The sequence below is a fragment of the Streptomyces tibetensis genome (assembly GCF_007655005.1).
Lineage (GTDB): Bacteria > Actinomycetota > Actinomycetes > Streptomycetales > Streptomycetaceae > Streptomyces > Streptomyces tibetensis.
On record NZ_SZVW01000007.1, the window covers coordinates 316,923 to 336,807 of the forward strand.

Annotated in this window: 12 protein-coding genes and 1 pseudogene; 5 read left to right on the forward strand and 8 right to left on the reverse strand. The window is 72.4% G+C overall.

The features are described from left to right. Positions 1 to 175: 175 nt before the first annotated feature. The 4 genes and pseudogenes from FDO69_RS14870 to FDO69_RS14885 form a co-directional block, all read right to left on the reverse strand. On the reverse strand, positions 176 to 1,948 hold the full coding sequence (locus tag FDO69_RS14870) for an LCP family protein (RefSeq protein ID WP_104780267.1): 1,773 nt from the start codon (positions 1,946 to 1,948) through the stop codon (positions 176 to 178). 231 nt (positions 1,949 to 2,179) lie between these two features. After that, positions 2,180 to 3,940 carry an LCP family protein gene (locus FDO69_RS14875; protein ID WP_104780268.1) on the reverse strand — a complete coding sequence of 587 codons (1,761 nt, stop codon included), beginning with the start codon at positions 3,938 to 3,940 and terminating at the stop codon, positions 2,180 to 2,182. Between the two features lie 241 nt (positions 3,941 to 4,181). After that, complete coding sequence (locus FDO69_RS14880; protein WP_167526591.1) at positions 4,182 to 5,396, reverse strand: LCP family protein; 1,215 nt, start codon at positions 5,394 to 5,396, stop codon at positions 4,182 to 4,184. A 299-nt stretch (positions 5,397 to 5,695) separates the two neighbouring features. Then, a pseudogene (locus FDO69_RS14885) lies at positions 5,696 to 6,442 on the reverse strand (TIGR03089 family protein); the annotation flags it as partial. Positions 6,443 to 6,592: 150 nt separating this feature from the next. On the opposite strand from FDO69_RS14885, the gene FDO69_RS14890 reads away from it, so the two are divergent. Together FDO69_RS14890 and manB are read left to right on the forward strand one after the other, a co-directional pair. Further along, the gene (locus FDO69_RS14890; RefSeq protein ID WP_104780313.1) at positions 6,593 to 8,044 is read left to right on the forward strand and encodes an N-acetylmuramoyl-L-alanine amidase; all 1,452 of its coding nucleotides are present in this window, start codon (positions 6,593 to 6,595) and stop codon (positions 8,042 to 8,044) included. 133 nt (positions 8,045 to 8,177) lie between these two features. Beyond that, a complete protein-coding gene (gene manB / locus FDO69_RS14895) occupies positions 8,178 to 9,242 on the forward strand; it encodes a mannose-1-phosphate guanylyltransferase (RefSeq protein ID WP_104780271.1) in 1,065 nt (354 codons plus the stop codon). A gap of 300 nt (positions 9,243 to 9,542) precedes the next feature. Here the strand turns inward: manB and FDO69_RS14900 are convergent, their stop codons facing one another. The 4 genes from FDO69_RS14900 to FDO69_RS14915 all read right to left on the reverse strand — a co-directional run bounded on the left by FDO69_RS14900 (position 9,543) and on the right by FDO69_RS14915 (position 13,547). Then, entirely contained in the window at positions 9,543 to 10,544 is a 1,002-nt protein-coding gene (locus FDO69_RS14900) for a DNA-3-methyladenine glycosylase family protein (RefSeq protein WP_104780272.1), read from the reverse strand. A gap of 63 nt (positions 10,545 to 10,607) precedes the next feature. Further along, positions 10,608 to 11,939, reverse strand: a complete 1,332-nt coding sequence (locus tag FDO69_RS14905; protein ID WP_104780314.1) for a coenzyme F420-0:L-glutamate ligase — start codon at positions 11,937 to 11,939, stop codon at positions 10,608 to 10,610. Positions 11,940 to 11,989: 50 nt separating this feature from the next. Then, positions 11,990 to 12,949 (reverse strand): 2-phospho-L-lactate transferase, encoded by a 960-nt coding sequence (gene cofD, locus FDO69_RS14910; RefSeq protein ID WP_104780273.1) that lies wholly within the window; start codon positions 12,947 to 12,949, stop codon positions 11,990 to 11,992. A gap of 91 nt (positions 12,950 to 13,040) precedes the next feature. Beyond that, on the reverse strand, positions 13,041 to 13,547 hold the full coding sequence (locus FDO69_RS14915) for a cysteine dioxygenase (RefSeq protein WP_104780274.1): 507 nt from the start codon (positions 13,545 to 13,547) through the stop codon (positions 13,041 to 13,043). 657 nt (positions 13,548 to 14,204) lie between these two features. Between FDO69_RS14915 and FDO69_RS14925 the strand changes: the two genes are divergently transcribed. The 3 genes from FDO69_RS14925 to FDO69_RS14935 all read left to right on the forward strand — a co-directional run bounded on the left by FDO69_RS14925 (position 14,205) and on the right by FDO69_RS14935 (position 19,856). After that, the gene (locus FDO69_RS14925) at positions 14,205 to 14,468 is read left to right on the forward strand and encodes a WhiB family transcriptional regulator (RefSeq protein ID WP_010034659.1); all 264 of its coding nucleotides are present in this window, start codon (positions 14,205 to 14,207) and stop codon (positions 14,466 to 14,468) included. A gap of 163 nt (positions 14,469 to 14,631) precedes the next feature. Further along, on the forward strand, positions 14,632 to 18,303 hold the full coding sequence (locus FDO69_RS14930) for a glycosyltransferase family 2 protein (RefSeq protein WP_104780275.1): 3,672 nt from the start codon (positions 14,632 to 14,634) through the stop codon (positions 18,301 to 18,303). Next, on the forward strand, positions 18,300 to 19,856 hold the full coding sequence (locus tag FDO69_RS14935; RefSeq protein WP_104780276.1) for a DUF5719 family protein: 1,557 nt from the start codon (positions 18,300 to 18,302) through the stop codon (positions 19,854 to 19,856). Before FDO69_RS14930 ends, FDO69_RS14935 begins: the two co-directional genes overlap by 4 nt. Positions 19,857 to 19,885 lie beyond the last annotated feature (29 nt).

Sequence of the window (19,885 nt, forward strand, 5' to 3'; positions counted from 1 at the left end):
TTCGGATCGCGGGCGACCCGTGTCCGTCCGGACCACGGGTTCCCCCGCTGCTCCGCCGGAGCACGGGCGTCCCCGCTTCTGGTTGGACCTCTGACATGCCCGGTCGGATGTACACCCGGCCGATTCGTCCGGGCTTGCTCCGTCCACCTGTTAGACGCAGGAAGGGACGGTCAGGTCACTTCGCGCACTCGACCTTGTCGGCCGTGGCCTTCTGCACCTCGTCCGGCACCTTCGCCGGAGTGGTGAGGGGAACGCCCGCGCCCTCGAAGTCCTTGCCCAGGGTCAGCGTCATCGCCGGCAGGCCCTGGGAGTTGGTCACGCTCTTGCCCGGCTTGAGGGCGGCCCCGGACAGGCCCATGATCTCGGCGAGCCGGCGCGCCTGGTCCGCCTCGTCGGGCCCGTACTCCAGCGTGGTCCTGGCCAGCGGCTGTTCGGCGTTGCCCGCGTTCTCGGACTTGGTCACGCCCTCCTGGACCTGCAGCCAGCTGAGGGTCTCCTGGGCGCTGCCGGCGACGGCACCGCCGTTGAGGATCCGCACCCGCACTTCGGAGGCCGGTGCCTTGGTGCCCTTCAGCCGGGCGGCCTCGGCGGCCTTCTCCTTCTTCTTCTCCTGCTTCACCGCGGTCAGCGACACGTCGTCGCGGACCATCGCGAACAGCTGCTGGGCCTGAGGCTCCTTCAGGACCACCGTGGCCTTGACCTTCTCCGCGGGGTTGTCGTCGACGGGCACGGTCGCGAACGTGAGGTTCTTCGTGTCGAACTTGCCGAGCTCCGCCCCGAGATCGGCCAGTTTCTTGATCGTGCTGATCCGCGAGTCGACGGTCAGTGCCTCGGTGCCCGCCTCGGCCAGCTTGATCATCTTGGACGGGTCGCCCAGGGTGTCGTTGGACTTCAGGCTGCGCATCATCGAGCTCAGGAACTGCTGTTGCAGTTCGATCCGGCTCAGGTCACCGCCGAAGCCCACGGAGTGCCGGGTCCGGACGAAGGCCAGTGCCTCCTCGCCCTCGATCAAGTGCTCGCCCTTGGGCAGGTCGAGCTTGGAGTCGGGGTCCTTGATGTCCTTGGCCAGACAGACCTTGACCCCGCCCACCGCGCTGGACAGCGTCTTGACCGCGTTGAAGTCGGCCACCATGAAGTGGTCCATCTTCAGCCCGGTGAGCTCGGTGATCGTGCGCATGGTGCAGCTCGGCGTCCGCTCCTCCTGCCCCAGGCTGTTGTTGAAGCGGGTGCGCTGCTTGCCCGGGATGATCTTCTCCGAGCCGTCCTCCTGCGTCGTCGGGCAGTCCGGGATGTCGGTGATCAGGTCACGCGGGATGCTCAGCGCGGTCGCGTTCGTGCGGTCCTTGGAGACGTGCAGCACGAGCGTGGTGTCCGCGTGCCCGGCGCTCTCTTTGTCGCCGTAGCCGCCGTTGCCCTTGCCGGTGCGCTTGTCGGTGCCGATCAGCAGGATGTTGATCGCGCGGTCCTTGCTGAACCCGCCGGTGCCGGCGCCGTCGTCGGAGACGGAGGTGATGTTGTTGTTGAGGTGCTCGTAGTAGAGGTACGCGGCCGCGCTCGTCCCGACGAGCACGAAGGCCAGGGAGCCGCCGGTCCACATCAGGACCTTCTTGCCCTTCCCCTTCTTCTGCGCCGGACGGTGCCCGCGCCGGCCCGCGGCCGCGTCGGCCGGGGCGCCGGAGCGTCTGCGCGGGGAGGGAGCCTCACCGCCGGATGCCGCCGCCCCGGAACGCCGGGCGGATTCGGTCCGGCGGGCCGGTTCGGTCCGGCGGGCGCGTGCCGCGCCGCCCGCCCCGGCCGGGTTACGGCCACCGGAGCCACGGGGCCCGGGAACGGACGACTGCGCTGCGGAAGGGGCCAGTCGCAGTTCGTATTCGCCGGTGTTCGGGTTGAGTACCCACTGGTCTGCGGGATCGACGTCGTCCGCCCGCCCACGGCCTTGCGCGTCCACGGTTGCCTGTTCCTCCGTCGGGCCACGCGGCGCCCTCCCCCGGAAGGCGCACGGTGCTGGTCAAGCAGTGCACTCCCCAGGACGGAGCTCATGAGTGAGAGCACTGGATCGCACACACTATCCGCACACTTCGGCGTCAAGCGACGTGGGTGAGAAATTGCACGTTCTCACAACTGGGCAATCCCGCCCATTTGTTTGAAGGAAGTTGGGTGAACGCGAAGGACATTCACGTCACTTGGCGCACTCCACCTTGTCGGCGGTGGACTTCTGCACCCCCTCCGGTGCCTTTGTGGGTGCGGTGAGGGAGACCCCCGCCCCTTCGAAGTCCTTGCCCAGGGTCAGCGTCATCGCGGGCAGCCCCTGGTCGTTGGTCACGCTCTTGCCCGGCTTCATCGCGGACCCGGACAGACCCATGAGGTCGGCGAGGCGGCGGGCCTGGTCGGCCTGATCGGGCGCGTACTCGAGAGTCGTCTTCGCCAGTGCGGCGGGCGCGTTGCCCGCGTTCTCGGACTTGGTCACGCCCTCCTCGTTCTGCAGCCAGCTGAGGGTCTCCTGGGCGCTGCCGGCGACGGCACCGCCGTTGAGGATCCGCACCCGGACCTCGGAGGCCGGTGCCTTGGTGCCCTTCAGGCGGGCGGCGACCGCGGCGGCCTCCTTCTTCTTCTGCTCCTTGACGGCGGTGAAGGAGACGTCGTTCCTGATCATGTCGAAGACCTGCGGGGCCGTCGACTCGTTCAGGACGACGGTGGCCTTGACCTTCTCCGCCGGGTTGTCGATCACCGGCGTGGTGGTGAACGTCAGGTTCTTGGTGTTGAGCTTGCCCAGCTCCAGCCCGAGGTCCTTGAGCTTGCCGATGCTGTCCAGCTGCGAGTCGACAGTCAGCGCCTTGGTGCCCGCCTCGGCCAGGTCGAGCATCTTCGACGGGCTGGTGAGGGTGTCGTTGGACTTCAGCTTGCGCATCAGCGCGCTCAGGAACTGCTGCTGCAGCCCGATCCGGCTCAGGTCCCCGCCGAAACCGACGGCGTGCCGGGTGCGCACGAAGGCCAGCGCCTGCTCGCCCTCGATGGTGTGCATGCCCTTGGACAGCTTCAGGTGCGAGTCCGGGTCGTCGAGGTCCTTGCCCACACAGACCTCGACCCCGCCCACCGCGCTGGTCAGCGTCTTGACCGCGTTGAAGTCCGCGACCATGAAGTTGTCCGGCTTGACCCCGGTCAGCTCGGTCACGGTCCGCATCGTGCAGCTGGGCGTACGGCCGTCCTGGCCGAGACTCGTGTTGAAGCGGACCTGCCGTGTGCCGGGGATGATCTTCTGCGTGCCGTCCTCCTGCGTCGTCGGGCAGTCGGGGATGTCCGTGATCAGGTCACGCGGGATGCTCAGCGCGGTCGCGTTCGAACGGTCCTTGGAGACGTGCAGCAGGATCGTGGTGTCGGCGTGCCCGACACTGCCCGCGTCGCCGTAGTCGGCGTTGCCCTTGCCGGTGCGCTTGTCGGTGCCGATCAGCAGGATGTTGATCGCCTTGTCCTTGCTGAAGCCACCGGTGCTCGCCCCGTCGTCGGAGACGGACGCGATGTTGTTGTTCAGGTGCTCGATGTAGAAGTAGGCGGCACCCGCGCCGGCGACCAGCACGAACGCCATCGTGCCGCCGGTCCACAGCAGGACCTTCCTGCTCTTCGAGGCCTTCTTCGCCGGGCGTCGTCCGCGCCGCCCCGGCAGCGGCTCCTCCGGCGCCCCGCGGCGCCTGCGCGGCGGCGGCACCGCGCGGCCGGGCGTCTCGGGCCGTGACCGCCCGGGCGTCTGAGTACGTCCGCGGGCCTCCGTGCGGCCGCGCCCGGACGGAGGCGCATCGGAGGACCGGGGCCTGCGAGGTGAGGGGACGCCCGCCTGCGGCGCCGAATGCCCAAGGCGCAGTTCGTACTCGCCGGTGTTCGGGTTGAGCACCCACTGATCTGCGGGGTCCATGTCGTCCGCCCGCCCACGGCCTTGCGCGTCCACGGTTGCCTGATTCCTCCGTCGGGGGACGCGGCGCCTTCCCCCTCCAAGGCGCCCGGGTCTCGGTCACACAGTGCGCGACCTCGGGACCGTTCCTCGGGGCCGGGCGCACCGGATCGCTCACACTAACCGGCCCATTCGGCGCCGGGCGACGACGGTGACCCACGCCACTTCCTCACACTCGGGCAATTCGCCTATTCCCGGGTGGAGAGTTCCTTGCCTTGGAGTGGCCTTGGTGCCCGCTTTACCCGCAGGTGTCCTCGGCTGCCGTGTTCCCCCGATACGTCGGTGGAGGAGAAACGGTGACGGCGGGCCCGAGGCGAGAGCCCCGATGTGCGTCCCCGTGCGACCCGCCGGGCGTGCCGGAGAGGCTCAGCGGGGCGGAACCCGGCGGGCCGTTCCCCTCCACGACCAGGGGTGCGTCCGTACGCAGCCGCTCGAAGAGCCGGTCCGCCGCGGGCTCCACGAGTTGGTCGCGATTGGCGTCGTACGCATACGACTCCCGGGGGACGGTCAGGAATTGCACTTGTTCCATGGGGATGTCGCGCAGGCCGCGCACAAGATCGTACAAACCGCGCAAGCTGGCCAGTCCCGGGTCGGTGGTGAGGGACGACGTGGCGGCATCCAGCACGGGATACAGCTTCACCGGATTCAGCAGGACGTCATTGCTGCGCACCTTGTTGACCAGTGCTCCGAGGAATCGCTGCTGCCGCTCCATCCGCTCGGTGTCGCTGCCGTCGCCGAGGGTCTTGCGGGCGCGGACGTAGCCGAGGGCCTGCTCGCCGTTCAGTGTCACGTGCCCGGCGGGCAGCCGCAGCTTGGCGGCCCGGTCGTCGATCGGCTCCCGCAGGCACACCTCGACGCCGTCGACCGCGTCGACCATCTCCTTGAAGCCGTGGAAGTCGACGACGACGTGGTGGTCGACGCGGATGTCGGTCAGCTTCTCCACGGTCCGGATGGTGCAGGCCGAACCGCCCAGCTGGAAGGCCTGGTTGAACATGGCGAACCGGGGCGCGCTGCGGGACCCGTCCGGGCGCCGGCAGCCCGGCAGGTCCACCATCAGGTCCCGGGGGAGGGAGACGGCGGTGGCGCTGCCCCGGCCGGCGGACAGGTGCAGCAGGATCGTGGTGTCGGACCGCTCGGTGCCGGAGTCCCGCCCGTAGCGGGCGTTGTCGGTTCCCTCGCGCGAGTCCGAACCGATCAGCAGGATGTTCCGGGCGTCCTTGACCAGAGAGGTGGGCCGCTCCTTGTCGTACCGCGCGAGTTCTGCGGCGGCCGCCTCGTCGGGCGTGATGTTCCCGCTGAGCTTCGCGTACACGGCCCAGCCGGCCCCGCCGGCCGCCACGAGGAGAGCCGTGGCCCCGAACGCCGTGATGCGCACCCACCGCCGTCGGCGCCGCCGCACCAGCCCCCGCCCGCTGGCGGACGCCCCCGCGCCCGGACCGACCCTGTAGCCCACGGCAGCAACCACCCCTCCTGAACCGGGAACGCCCCGCGCGCACTGCTCCTACGACCATGGCGCGGATGGCGGCCGGGGGGCGGATGGGGATGGCCCGAACGGGGGAGCGGCAGGACAACCGGCCCGCCGTGCCGCGGGCGGGGTGGCGGTGTCCGCTGTGCGGCGCCCGGCGTCAGCGGCCCGCCGTGCCGTGGGCGGGGTGGCGGTGTCCGCTGTGCGGCGCCCGGCGTCAGCGGCCCGCCGTGCCGTGGGCGATCACCGTGACCCGTTCGCTGTCCACCCGCTTGTCCAGCACCCCGTATCACCGTGACCCGTTCGCTGTCCACCCGCTTGTCCAGCACCCCGTCCCCGGCCTGCTCCAGGTGCCGGCACAGCACCACGGAACCCCCCGTGGCCAGGGGCCCGAACAGCCCGGCGTTCAAGCCGTCCCACGTGTCGTACGGCAGCCCCGACAGGATCCGCGACCCGGGCCCGGTCAGCCCGAGCCCGGTCGCCTCGGCCCGGGCCCGCTCGACGACCTCGGCCCCGCTGAACTCCCGCCCGGCCACGATCAGTGCGGGACCCTCCGGATCCACGGGTGCGTACGGCACGAACCGGTCGCCCTGCCCCGGCACCTCCACCGCGTAGTCGGTGAAGCCCTCGGGTACCTGCGGGAACCGCCCTCCGAGGGGCCGCAGCGCCATCGCGATCCGCGAACCGGAGCACGCCCGGGCCTCCTCCAGCCGGTCCGGCCCGCTCACCACGACCTCGGCCGCCCGGACCTCCCCGGACACGTCCGCGACGACGCCCACCGACGCACACGCCAGCAGCCACACCGCCGTCTGCCAGTGCGCGGGCAGCAGCAGCGCCACCCGGTCCCCGGGCTCGACGGACAGCTCGTCCTGGAGGAGGTTCGCGGTCTTGGCCACCCAATTGGCGAAGGTGGCCACGGACAGTTCGACCCGCTCGCCCGTGGCGTCGTCGTAGAAGGTCACCAGGGGGCGTCCCGGATCCGCGGCGAGCGCGGAACCCAGCAGGTCGGCAGGGGTGCGATCGGTGGCGTTCACCCGCGCAAGCGTACGCAACGCACCGGCCCCCGCCCAACGGCCCGCCCAGCGCCGCGCCCCGGATCCGCCACCGGTTCGGCCGAACCCCGACCGATGGTCCGTCAACTCCCAAATGGACAGACTTATACGACTATGTCCAAGATCAGGGGCATGCGTGGATTCCTTGCTTCCTCGATCGGTGTCACCTGCGCGGCCGCTCTGGCCCTCCCCCTCACCCCACCCGCCCTCGCGGCGTCGGCGAGACCGGCGCCGGCCACGGAAGCCGCGAGACCTGCGCTCCCCGCGGGTTCCCCGGCGATGAACCCGGCCGACCGGCGCGCGGCCGAACCGTACGCCGCCGGCAGCACCCAGTCCCTCCCCCTCGAACCCCTCACCCGCACCCGCGCCACCCCCTCCACCGAGCAGGGCCTGTCCCGTCGCGCCGTACGGCACTTCTCCCTCGTCGGCGTCATCTGGGACGACCCCGACGCCGAACTGCACGGCCGCGTCCGGGTCCGCACCCGCGCCGCCGGTACCGGCACCTGGTCGGGCTGGCAGGACCTGGAGACCCACAACGCCGACCACGCCGCCGACCCGGGCACCCCCGAGAGGGCCTCGGGCCGGGTCCGCGGCGCCACCGCACCGCTGTGGGTGGGCGACTCCAACGGCGTGGAACTCCGGGTCAGCTCCGAGTCTGGCGGCAAGGCGGCCGGCTCCCGCTCGCGCACCCCGGACGCCCGCGACCTGCGCGCCGCGCTCCCGCTGCCCTCGGGCCTGCGCCTCGAACTCGTCGACCCGGGCGAGGCCGACACCACATCCCTCGGCGTCGGGGGCCCCCGCGCCGCCGACGCCCGGAACGCCGAGTCCTCCGCCCTCGCCGAGGCCTCCGCCGCCAACTCCGACCTCGCCCCCCTCGGCGCCACCGAGATCGCGGCACTGAGCCGCGCCGGGACCGAGCAGGAGTACCGCGCCTTCGACGCCGTCAAGCTGACGGAGCAGCAGCGGCAGGCGAAGCCGTACATCGGCCCGCGCCCGGGGATCGTCACGCGGCGCGGCTGGGGTGCGAACGAAGGCTTGCGGGAGAGCGGCCTCCGGTACACGAAGAAGGTCAAGGCGGCCTTCGTGCACCACACGGCCAGCGGCAACAACTACCGCTGCTCGCAGGTCCCGTCACTCATCCGCGGTATCTACCGCTACCACGTCAAGAGCATGGGGTGGCGGGACATCGGCTACAACTTCCTCATCGACAAGTGCGGAAAGATCTACGAGGGCCGCGCGGGGGGCGTGGCGAAACCCGTCCTCGGCGCGCACACGCTGGGTTTCAACAGCAACAGCATGGGGATCGCCGTCCTCGGGTCCTACGGCACCAAGAAGCCGTCGAAATCCGCGGTCAAGGCCATCGCCCGGCTGACCGCCTGGAAGCTGGGGCTGTACCGGGTGAACCCGAAGGGAAAGACATACCTGAAGTCGGCCGGCAGCAATCTCTACGGAAAAGGCAAGAAGGTTCGACTGAATGTGATCTCGGGGCACCGGGACGGCTTCAAGACCGAGTGCCCGGGACGCAAGCTCTACGGAAAGCTCGGCTCGGCCCGCTCCAAGGCGGCCGGCTACCAGGGCCGCTGAGCACACGTTCACCGCCGTCGGGGGGCAGCGGGCGGCACGCCGCACGGCCAACGAAGGCGCCACGGAACGATCTGCATACACTGACCGGCCGAAAGACAGTTCGGCCGGTCCCGGCAGGAAGCAGAGACGACACGTGACTGAAGCGATCCTCCTGGTCGGCGGCAAGGGCACCCGGCTGCGCCCGCTCACGGTGCACACGCCCAAGCCCATGGTCCCGGCGGCCGGGGTGCCCTTCCTCACGCATCAGCTGGCGAGAGCGAGAGCGGCCGGTGTCGAGCACATCGTCCTGGCCACCTCCTATCTGGCCGAGGTCTTCGAGCCGTACTTCGGTGACGGCTCCGCGCTGGGACTCCACCTCGAGTACGTCACCGAGGAGGAGCCGCTCGGCACGGGCGGCGCCATCCGCAACGTGGCCTCCAGGCTGCACTCCGGCCCCGACGACCCGGTCCTGATCTTCAACGGCGACATCCTGACGGGCCTGGACATCCGGGCCCTGGTCGACACCCACGAGACGACCGGCGCGGACGTCTCCCTGCACCTCACCAAGGTCACCGACCCGCGCGCCTACGGCCTGGTCCCCACCGACGACACGGGCAGGGTCCTGGCGTTCCTGGAGAAGCCGCAGACTCCCGAGGAGATCGTCACCGACCAGATCAACGCGGGGGCGTACGTCTTCCGCCGCTCGGTCATCGACTCGATCCCACTGGGCAGGCCGGTGTCGGTGGAACGGGAGACCTTCCCCGGCCTCCTCTCGGCCGGCGCGCACCTCCAGGGCATGGTCGACTCGACGTACTGGCTGGACCTGGGCACCCCGGCGGCCTTCGTCCGGGGCTCGGCGGACCTGGTACTCGGCCGGGCACCCTCGCCCGCCGTCCCCGGCCGCTGCGGCGACCGCCTGGTCCTGCCCACGGCCCGGGTCGCGTCCGACGCGAAGCTGGCGGGCGGCACGGTGGTGGGCGAGGGCGCCTTCGTCGCCGAGGGCGCGCGGATCTTCGGCAGCACCATCCTGCCGGGCGCGGTCATCACCGACTCCCTGATCGGCACCCGCGCCCGTGTGGGCCGACGCTCGGTCCTCACCGGCACGGTCATAGGAGACGGCGCGGTGATAGGCCCCGACAACGAACTCCTGGAGGGCGCCCGCATATGGTGCGACGCCCGCATCCCAGCAGGAGCGGTCCGCTTCTCGTCGGACCAGTAAAGAAATCGCAGGGGGCGGGACCCCGCTACCCAGCCGCAGGAACGCGCACCGGCCCAGCCGCGCATGCGCGCCGCCCGCCCGCGCTGTCGCCCGTCCCGCTCAGCGGGCATGCGCGCGCCCCCGTTGCGGGCCCGTTCCGCCCTGGCTGCGGGCATGCGTGCCGCCGCCCGTCCGCCCGCCCCCCGCTGCGGGCAATCGTGCCGCTAAGGGCGGCACGGGTGGGCGCAGCGGGACCCCGCTACGCCGGGCTGCGAAACCCCCCGCCCCCAGCACAAACGCCGAGCACCCGACACCGAGAGCTCACAACTGCCCGATGTCCCACCGAGGCATCTTCGGCGCCCTCCGAGCCGGCACCCTCCCGCTCAGCAGAATCAACCGAGCCGCCCGATGCCGCTGCCCCGCATACGGCTCCAGCAGCGCCAGCATCGCCGCATCGTCCGCATCCCGGTCCCCGGCCAGCGCCCACCCCACGATCCCGGGCAGATGCAGATCCCCCACCGTCACCTCGTCCGCCGCCCCATGACTGCGCTGCACCGTCTCCGCGGAGGTCCACGGCCCGACCCCCGGCACCAGCTCCAGCCGCGCCCGGGCCGCCCCGGGCTCCATCCCCACGGCCTGCTCCAGCCGCGCGGCGACCCGCACCGCACGCAGGATCGTCGACGCCCGCTTGTCGTCGACCCCGGCCCGGTGCCATTCCCACGACGGAATCAGCGCCCACGTCCGCGGCTCCGGCATCACGTACATCCGCGCGGGCGCGGGCCCCGGCGCCGGCTCCCCGAACTTCCGCACGAGCAGCCGCCACGCCCGGTACGCCTCGTCGGTCGTGACCTTCTGCTCCAGGATCGACGGGATCAGCGACTCCAGCACCAGCCCGCTCCGCGTCAGCCGCAACCCCGGCCGCCGGCGTTGGGCCGCCGCCAGCAGCCGGTGCCGCGGCACGAACGCCGACGGATCGTCCGCCGCCCCGAGCAACTCCGGCAACCCCTCCAGCAGCCACTGGGCCCCGGGCCCCCAGGCCTCCCCGCGCACTCCACCGCCGTAGGGGCACACCCTCAGCGTCCCGGGACCGGCCGGCGTGAGACTGGTGCGCCACACCGACCCGTCCGGTGCCGCCCGGAACGTCGGATCGCCGGGCCCGCGCCGCAACGGCCCGAGGACCAGGCCGAGTTCCAGCGGCCCGTCCGGCACCCAGGTGCGTACCCGCCCCGGCCCCGTCGCCTGCCGCGGCACACCCGGGGGCACGGCGACGTGCCCGCCGCGCACCGAAGTACGCGTGGGCCGCGGTGCGAACCGTCCTGCCATGAATGACGTCCCTGGGGTTCCGTGGGGAGTGGCCCTACGAGCGTAGGCGCCGCCCGGCTCCTGTCACCGCACCTCGATGAACACGTCCGCGTCCCGCTCGGGCCGCGGACGCGGTTCCCCGGCCGCGTGCCCGACCGCCACCGCTCCCATCGGGTCCCAGTCCGCCGGCAAATCCAGCACCTCGCGGACCACGTCCCGGCAGAACATCGTCGACGACACCCACGCCGAACCCAGCCGCTCCCCGGCCAACGCGACCAGGAAGTTCTGCACGCCGGCACCGGTGGCGACCACGAACATCTCCCGCTCGGCACCGTCCCTGCGTGTGTCGCCGTACGTGTGCGAACCATCCATGACCAGGCAGGGGACGACGAGGTAGGGGGCGTCGCGCAGCACGTCCCCGCGCCGGACCCGCTTGGCGATGGACTCCTCGCTCTTGCCGTCCCGCCGCAGGTCGGCGATCCACGCGTCCCGCATGGCGTCGAGCAGCCGGGTCCGCGACTCCTGCGACTCCAGCAGGACGAACCGCCACGGTGTCGTGTGGTGCGGGGCCGGAGCCGTCACGGCAGCGGCCACGGCCCGCCGTACGGCACCGGCGTCGACGGGCTCGTCCGTGAAGGACCGGACCGTGCGCCGCTGGGTCACGGCCTGCCGGACCGCCTCCGAGGTGCCGAGGCGGAACATGTCGTCGCGTGCGCCGCGGACCATGGCCCGCGCTCCCTCGCCGTCGTCGCCCTGCGCGACCAGGTGCGCGAGCCCGCGCACCACCGCGACGGGCAGCCCCGCGGCCTTGCCCTTGACGAGGTCGCCGGCGGCGGCGAGTTCGTCGGCCGTGGCGACGACGGTGGCGCTGAGCGGATTGCCGTACGCGTCCGTGCCGCCGCGCAGATCGTCGAGCACGCGCACTCCGGCGGCGCCGATCGCGACGTCCGTGAGCCCGGAGCGCCAGGGCCGGCCGAACGTGTCGGTGACGACGACCCCGACGTCGACGCCGAGGGCGTCGCGCAGTCCGTCACGGATGGCGCGGGCGGAGGCGTCCGGGTCCTCGGGCAGCAACAGAACGGTCCCGGAAGGGGTGTTGGACGCGTCGACCCCGGCCGCGGCCATGACCAGGCCCTGCCGGTTCTCCACGATCCGCAGGGCGCCGCGCCGGGCCACCACCCGGACCGTCTCCGCGTCGATCGCCGCCTCCCGGTCGGTGGCCCGGACGATCCGGCCCTCCGCCTTGGACACGATCTTCGAGGTGACGAGCAGCACGTCCCCGTCGGCAAGGCCGGGCTCGGCGGCAGCGATCAGCTTGGCCAGGTCGTCCCCGGCCGTGATCTCGGGCAGCCCGCCCAGGGCCCACACCCGGTACCCGGCGGCGGCCGGCTCCGCGCCGGTGACGTCGCCGCTCACGCTCCCCGCACCACCGGCGGCGGCCGGCTCCGCGCCGGTGACCTCGCCGCTCACGCTCCCCGCACCTCCTCGGCCAGCGCCAGCGCCTCCTGGGCCATGCGCGCGGTCGCGTCGGCGTCGCTCATCATCAGCGGCACGGCCCGGCAGCGGATCCCGGCCGCCTTGACCCGCTCCACCGCTTTGGCGTCCACCGAGTCGACGAGCCAGCCGTCCAGCAGGCCCGAGCCGTAGTGCTCGGCCACCGCCGTGGCGGTCGACTCGACGCCCACGGCGGCGAGCACCTTGTCGGCCATGCCCCGCACGGGCGCGTCACCGACGATGGGGGAGAGGCCGACGACCGGCACCCCGGCGTCGGCGATCGCCTCCCGGATGCCGGGCACCGCGAGGATCGTGCCGATCGACACGACCGGGTTGGACGGCGGGAAGAGGATCACGTCCGCCTCGCCGATGGCCTCCAGGACGCCCGGGGCGGGCTTCGCCTGGTCGGCGCCCACCGGCACGACGGCCCGGGCGGGCACCGAGGCGCGCAGCCGCACCCAGTACTCCTGGAAGTGGATCGCCTTGGTCTCGCCGTCGATCTCGACGGCCACATGGGTCTCGACGCGGTCGTCGGACATGGGGAGGAGCCGCACGCCCGGCTTCCAGCGGTCGCACAGCGCCTCCGTCACCGCGCTGAGCGGGTATCCGGCGCCGATCATCTGCGTCCGCACGATGTGCGTGGCGAAGTCCCGGTCGCCCAGGCCGAACCACTCGGGCCCGACGCCGTAGGCCGCGAGCTCCTCCTTGAGGTGGAAGGTCTCGTCGGTACGCCCCCAGCCCTGCTCCTCGTTGATGCCGCCGCCGAGCGTGTACATCACCGTGTCGAGGTCCGGGCAGACCTTCAGCCCGAAGAGGTGGATGTCGTCCCCGGTGTTGCCGATGACCGTGATGTCCGCGTCCGGGACGGCCCGCTTCAGACCACGCAGGAACCGGGCACCGCCGATGCCGCCTGCCAGAACCACAATGCGCATTGAAACAGTGTGTCAGCCGTCAGGCTGACTCGTTGAGGGGTGGTGGCCGGGCGACGGGTGGGACAGTCTTGCAGGCCCCTGCGACAACCGGTCAGGCAGTCACCACACCCGGTACGTCCCGCGCCTCGCAGTGCTGAGCGGTGTGCATCGGCATCTCGGTGAGGCCCGGGTAGTACACGTGCAGGCTCACCGCCGGCTCCAGCGCGTCGTTGACGACCTCGTGTACGTACCCCGGCGCGAACACGCGCTGCGCGCCCGCCCGCAACGCGCGCGTGCCCCGCTCCGTGCGCTCGGTCAGTGTGCCGTCCAGGACGGTGAGCACACCGGAGGAGCGGCCGTGGTCGTGCAGTCCGCTGCCCTGTCCCGGAACCCAGGACAGCAGCCACACCTCGTAGCCCGGGCCGGTGCGCAGCCGGTGGTACCAGCGGCTGGCGGCGTCGTAGCGGACGAGGTGCTCCCACTGGGAGCGGTCCTCGGCGAGGGAGCGGGCCAGTCCGACGAACTCGGCGACGGTGGCCGGGTGCTCGCGCGGGGTCTGGAGGAGGTGGGTGACTTCGAGGATGTCGCCGGCGATCTGGAGGTCGCTGTCGCTGTTCATGGGGTGCGTGGTTCCTCAGTGAAGAAGGTCAGAGGGAACGGGAGCCGAGAGACGGGTGGCTCGGCCTTCAGCTGGAGCAGGTGTGGCTCAACAGCTGGAACAGCAACAGCTACAGCGAGCGCGAGCAGCACCGTGGGACCCGGCGGTGCGGGTCGAGGTGAGCGCCAAGTTCGCGAGCATGCCCACAAGGACACCGGTTCACACCATCACTGTCAACTCGACACCCGGTATGTGGGACGTGGTTCACCTCATCCGGTCGATCGCTCAGATGAAAGGTTTGTTCATGGCCCGCCCGGGACACATGGCGTCCATCCGGGGCGCACAAACCCCGTTGCGTACTCGTGATCCGACTGTGATCCGTTTCGCTTCGACGTGCGTGCCGGAACGAGATCGAACTCCTGGGCGTCCTTGTTCGTACAGGGCTGCGTGGGGACCGGCGGAAGATGTGAGCCCTCGCGGGCTCTATCTGTGTGTCAGGTTTTATGGTGATTTGAACACTTTCCGCATGGGCTTGGTTCCGCAGAGTGAATAAGGGGCTCAATAGCAGATCTCGGCTTGACTCGCCCGGAGCAGCACACTTGTAATTTCACTCGTGTCGTTCAGCCGGAATCGGTAACGGCTAGATCACGGGGACGCGAAGACAGACGAGGGGCGCACATGACCGAGACGGTGCAGCAACTGCTGGTCGACGACGCGGACGAGGAACTCGGCTGGCAGGAGCGCGCGCTGTGCGCCCAGACCGACCCCGAGTCCTTCTTCCCCGAGAAGGGCGGCTCGACCAGGGAGGCCAAGAAGGTCTGCCTCGCCTGTGAGGTCCGCTCCGAGTGCCTCGAGTACGCCCTCGCCAACGACGAGAGATTCGGCATCTGGGGCGGCCTGTCCGAGCGGGAGCGCCGCCGGCTGAAGAAGGCGGCCGTCTGACCCCTCACCCCCTTGCGTGAACGGCCCGTCGCCCGTGGGTTATCCACAGGCGGCGGGCCGCTCGGTGCGCAGCCGATAGTGTGGTCGCTCGTCCGAGACGCCCCGCCGCCCCCACCGGGCGCAGGCGTCCACCGCAGTCCACCGAACCGGGGCCCGTACCTCGATGTCCGTGCACAGCCACCCGGCAGCCCATCACGACACCGCTGCCGCACCTGAGTTCCCGCGTCATGTGGTGACCGCGGTCCTCGTCTCCCACGACGGCGCCCGCTGGCTGCCCGACGCGCTCGCCGGACTGCTCGGCCAGGAGCGTCCCGTCCAGTACGCGATGGGGGCCGACACCGGCAGCTCGGACGCCTCCGCGCAGCTGGTCACCGACGCGTTCGGCGCCGACCGGGTGCTGCACCTCGCCCGCCGCACCGGCTTCGGCCAGGCCGTCGAGGAGTGCGGCCGCGTCGCCCCGGTCCTCACCCCGGACGAGCTGCCGTACCTGAAGCGCCCCAGCGGCTGGGACCCGGTCACGCGCTCCTGGCGCGACGACGCCTACGACCTGCCCGAGCTCCCGCACGGCGAGCCGGTGCAGTGGCTGTGGCTGCTGCACGACGACTGCGCCCCGGACCCGGACGCCCTGGCCCAGCTGCTGCGGGTCGTGGAGAACGAGTACGAGCTGGGCCGCGAGGACGTGGCCGTCGTGGGCCCCAAGCTCCGCGGCTGGTACGACCGGCGGCAGCTGCTGGAGGTCGGTGTCTCCATCGCCAACTCCGGCCGCCGCTGGACCGGCCTGGACCGCCGCGAGCAGGACCAGGGCCAGCACGACCACGTCCGGCCCGTGCTGTCGGTGTCCACCGCCGGCATGCTCGTGCGCCGCGACGTCTTCGAGCAGCTCGGCGGATTCGACCGCCACCTGCCCCTCATGCGCGACGACGTCGACCTGTGCTGGCGCGCGCACGCGGCGGGATACCGGGTCCTGGTCGCCCCCGAGGCGGTCGTCCGGCACGCCGAGGCGTCCAGCCGCGAGCGCCGCACGGTCGACTGCGTGGGCCGCACCGCGGCCTCCCCGCACAAGGTCGACAAGGCCGGCGCGGTCTACACCCTGCTCGTCAACTCGCGTACGGCCGTCCTCCCCTGGGTGCTGCTGCGGATCGTGCTCGGCACCCTGCTGCGCACCGTGGCCTATCTCGTCGGCAAGGTCCCCGGACAGGCCGTCGACGAGATCCGCGGCCTGATGGGCACCCTGCTCCGGCCCGAGCGGATCCTCGCCGGGCGGCGCGGCAGAGGCGCACCCCGGATCGACAAGGGGGAGCTGCGGGCGCTGTTCCCGCCGCCCGGCGCGACCGTCCGCGTCACCGTCGAGCAGATCGCGGGCAGCCTCGTCGGCCGCTCCGACCCGGAGGCCGCGGCCGGCGCCGGACGGCACGGCAGCGCCGTCGAGTCGGGCCCCGGCGGCGACGACGCCGACTTCCTGGAGATCGAGCAGTTCGCCCGGCTCAAGCGCATCGCGCGCAAGCCCGGCCCGGTGCTCTTCCTCGTACTGCTGCTCGTCTCCCTGGTCGCCTGCCGCCAGCTCCTCGGCGGCGGCGCGCTCGCGGGCGGCGCCCTGCTGCCCGCCCCGGCCGACTCCGCCGAGCTGTGGTCGCGCTACCTGGACGCCTGGCACCCGGTCGGCGCCGGCGGCACCTCCTCCGCACCTCCGTACATCGCGCTCGTGGCGATGCTGGCGTCCCTGATGTTCGGCTCGACCGGCCTCGCCGTCACCGTCCTGCTCGTCTGCTCGGTGCCGCTGGCCGGTGTCACCGCCTACTTCGCCTCCCGCCCGCTCGTCGAGTCCCGGCTGCTGCGCGCCTGGGCGGCCGTCGTCTACGCCTTCCTGCCCGCCGCCACCGGCGCCCTCGCCGGCGGCCGCATCGGCACCGCCGTCCTGGCCGCGCTGCTGCCGCTCATCGCCCGCGCGGGCATCGCGGCCGCCGGCCTGACGAACTCCGCCGGGACCCGCGGCAGCTGGCGCGCCACCTGGGCATACGCGATGCTGCTGACCATCACCACCGCCTTCACGCCGATCGTGTGGCCCATCGCGCTGCTCCTCGGCATCGGGCTGCTGGTGCTGCGCCGGAGCGACATCACGGCCTACGGGCTGCGGTTCCTCGCCCAGCTCGGCACCCCCCTGCTGCTCCTCGCCCCCTGGTCGCTGACGCTGCTCCCGTTCGGCTTCCTCAAGGAAGCGGGCCTCGCGTACGGCCCCTCGGCCGCGTCCGCCCTCGACCTGCTGGGCGCCAGCCCGGGCGGCCCGGGCACCGTCAGCGGCCTCATGCTCATCGGCATCGTGCTGGCCGCCCTCGCCGCCCTGCTGCGCTCGGAACGCCAGTCGGGCATCTGGACGGCCTGGGCGGTCGCCCTGACCGGCTTCGTCTTCGCGGTCCTGTCCAACAGCTCCACCTGGGCCGGACCGGCGACCCTCGTCTACGGCATCGCCCTCCTGGCGGCCGCCGCGCTGGGCGCCGACGGGGCACGCGCGCGGGTCGCCGAGCAGAGCTTCGGCTGGCGCCAACCGGTCGCCGTGCTGATCGCCTTCGCCTCGGCCGCGGGCCCGCTGCTCATCGCCGCCGGCTGGATGATCCGCGGCGCCGACAACCCCTTGGAGCGACGCGACCCGACCCAGGTCCCCGCGTTCGTCGCCGAGGAGAGCGGCACCCGCGACCAGGCCCGCACCCTCGTCCTCGACAGCGACTCCGGCGCCCACGTCGGCTACATGCTGGTCCGCGGCTCCGGTGCCCGCCTCGGCGACGGCGAGATCGCCGCGGCCGACGGCGAGAACAGCGGGCTCGACAAGGTCGTCGCCAACCTGGTCGCGGGCTCCGGCGCCGACCAGGCCGACCAGCTCGGCGGCTTCGCCGTGCGCTACATCCTGGTCCATCAGGGCGCGCCCCGCGAGGTCACCCGCGTCCTGGACGCCACGCCCGGCCTGACCCGGCTCAGCCAGCAGGCCGGCGGCGCGCTGTGGCGCGTCAACCGCGAAGTCGCGCGCGCCACCATCGACCCCGCCTCCGGCGCCGGGACCCCGCAGCCCGTCGCCGCCGGGCCCGTCGACATCCACACCACGATCCCGGCCGGCGCCGGCGGACGCGTGCTGCGCCTCGCCGACTCCGCCTCCGACGGCTGGACCGCCACGCTGGACGGCAAGCCGCTGACCCCCACCACGGTCGACGGCTGGGCCCAGGGCTTCCGGCTCCCCGCCACCGGCGGCACGCTGGACGTCACCTACGACGACCCGGTCGGCCACACGGCCTGGCTGTGGGCCCAGGGCCTCCTCGCGGTCGTCCTCGTGGTGCTCGCCCTGCCCGGCCGGCGTCGCGACATCGACGACGACCTCCCCGACGAGCCGGCGGCCCCGGCCCCGGCCGAGGCCGTCGCCGGCGAGGGCCGCCGAGCCCGCCGCCTGCGTGCCCAGGCGGAGGCCGAGTCCGAAGAGGCCGCCGTCCCCGAGGAGTTCGAGCCCCCGCAGCCCCAGCAACCGCCGGCGGCGGTGCCCCAGCAGCAGAACTACGGCCAGTGGGACAACGCCGGTCACCAGGGCGGCGCGTACACGGGCTACGGCGACCAGTACCAGAACACCCCGTACCCCGCGGACGCCTACGGGCAGCAGTACCCGGCGGACCCGTACCAGGGCGGCCAGTACGACCCGTACGCCTACGGCGGCCAGGGCCAGATCCCGTCCTACGACCAGCAGGGCTACGACCAGGCCTACGACCAGGGCCAGGGCTACGGCACGCCGTACGACCCGGCGCAGGAGCACCACCCCCACGGCACGGGCAGCGAGCGTCCCGACGGGAGCCAGCAGTGAACCGCACCACCCTGTCCCTGATCGCCGGCACGACCGCGCTCGCCGCCGTCACCGGCTTCGCCGCGCTGTCCGCTCCGGACGACGCCCCGGGCCCCGGCACCGCCAAGGCGGCCGCCCAGCTGCCCGTGGAGCGCACGAGCCTGCTGTGCCCGGCGCCCAGCACGTCCGACCTCGCGGAGACGTCCTACACCTCCTTCACGCCCGTCACGAAGGGCGCCGGGAGCGGCGGCAAGGCCGAACTCCGGGCGGCCACCGAGGAGTCCGCGGACGCCTCGCCCGACGACAAGGGCACGGGCAAGGGCACGGAAAAGGGCACGGACCAGGGCAAGGGCGACGGGAAGTCCGGCCAGGACAAGCCCGCGGAGCCCGTGCTGACGCCCAAGGAGCCCGGCAAGCCGGTCACCGGCGACAGCTCCGGCGGCGAAGCGCCCGCGCTGGTCGGGACCGCGGACGGCAGGTTCGCGCCCGGCTGGACCGTCCAGGAGACCACCGAGGTCGCCGCGGGGACCGGGCGCGGCCTGCAGGGCGTCAACTGCACGGCCCCGGACACCGACTTCTGGTTCCCCGGCGCCGGCACACAAGCCGACCGCACCGACTACGTCCACCTGACGAACCCGGACGACTCGGCCGCCGTGGTCGACATCGAGCTCTACGGCAAGGACGGCGCCCTGAAGTCCGCAGTGGGGGAGGGGATCACGGTCCAGCCGCACTCCAGCGAGCCGGTCCTGCTGTCCACCCTCACCGACGAGCGGCGCAGCGACCTCACCGTGCACGTCAACGTCCGCAGCGGACGCGTCGGCGCCGCCGTGCAGGCCCTGGACGACAAGCTCGGCGGCGACTGGCTGCCGGCGTCCACGGACCCGTCGGGCAGCCTGGTCCTGCCCGGCATCCCCAAGGACGCCACCTCCGTGAGCCTGGTCGCCTTCACCCCCGGCGACTCCGACGCGGACCTCAAGGTGCGCCTCGCCTCACCCTCCGGGCTGATCACCCCGGCCGGGCACGAGACCGTGCACGTCAAGGGCGGCATGACGACCGCCGCCGACCTGGGCGACGTCACCCGCGGCGAGGCGGGCTCCCTGGTGCTGACCCCGACGGACCGGTCCGTGCCGGTGGTGGCGGCCCTGCGGGTCGTGCGCGGCAAGGGCGACAAGCAGGAGACGGCGTTCATCCCCGCCACCCGCCCCGTCGGCACACGCGCCACGTCCGCCGACAACAGCGGCAAGGGCAGCACCCTGTCCCTGACGGCCCCCGGCGCCGCCGCCACGGTCAAGGTCACCGCCTCGGCCGGCAGCGAGGGCGGCACACCGGTGTCGAAGACGTACACGATCAAGGCCGGCACGACCCAGGACATCGAGCCCCCGGTCCCCGGCGGCCTGAAGGGCACCTACGCGCTCACGGTCGAGCCGGTCTCCGGCGGCCCGGTCTACGGGGCCCGCACCCTTGCGGCGAACGAGGGCGGCGTCCCCGCCTTCACCGTGCAGACCCTGCCGGACGACCGGGGGACGGTGGCCGTACCGGAGGCGGAGGAGGACCTGTCGGTGCTCCAGAAGTAGGCCGGCCGTCTCAGCCCTGGCAAACCGGC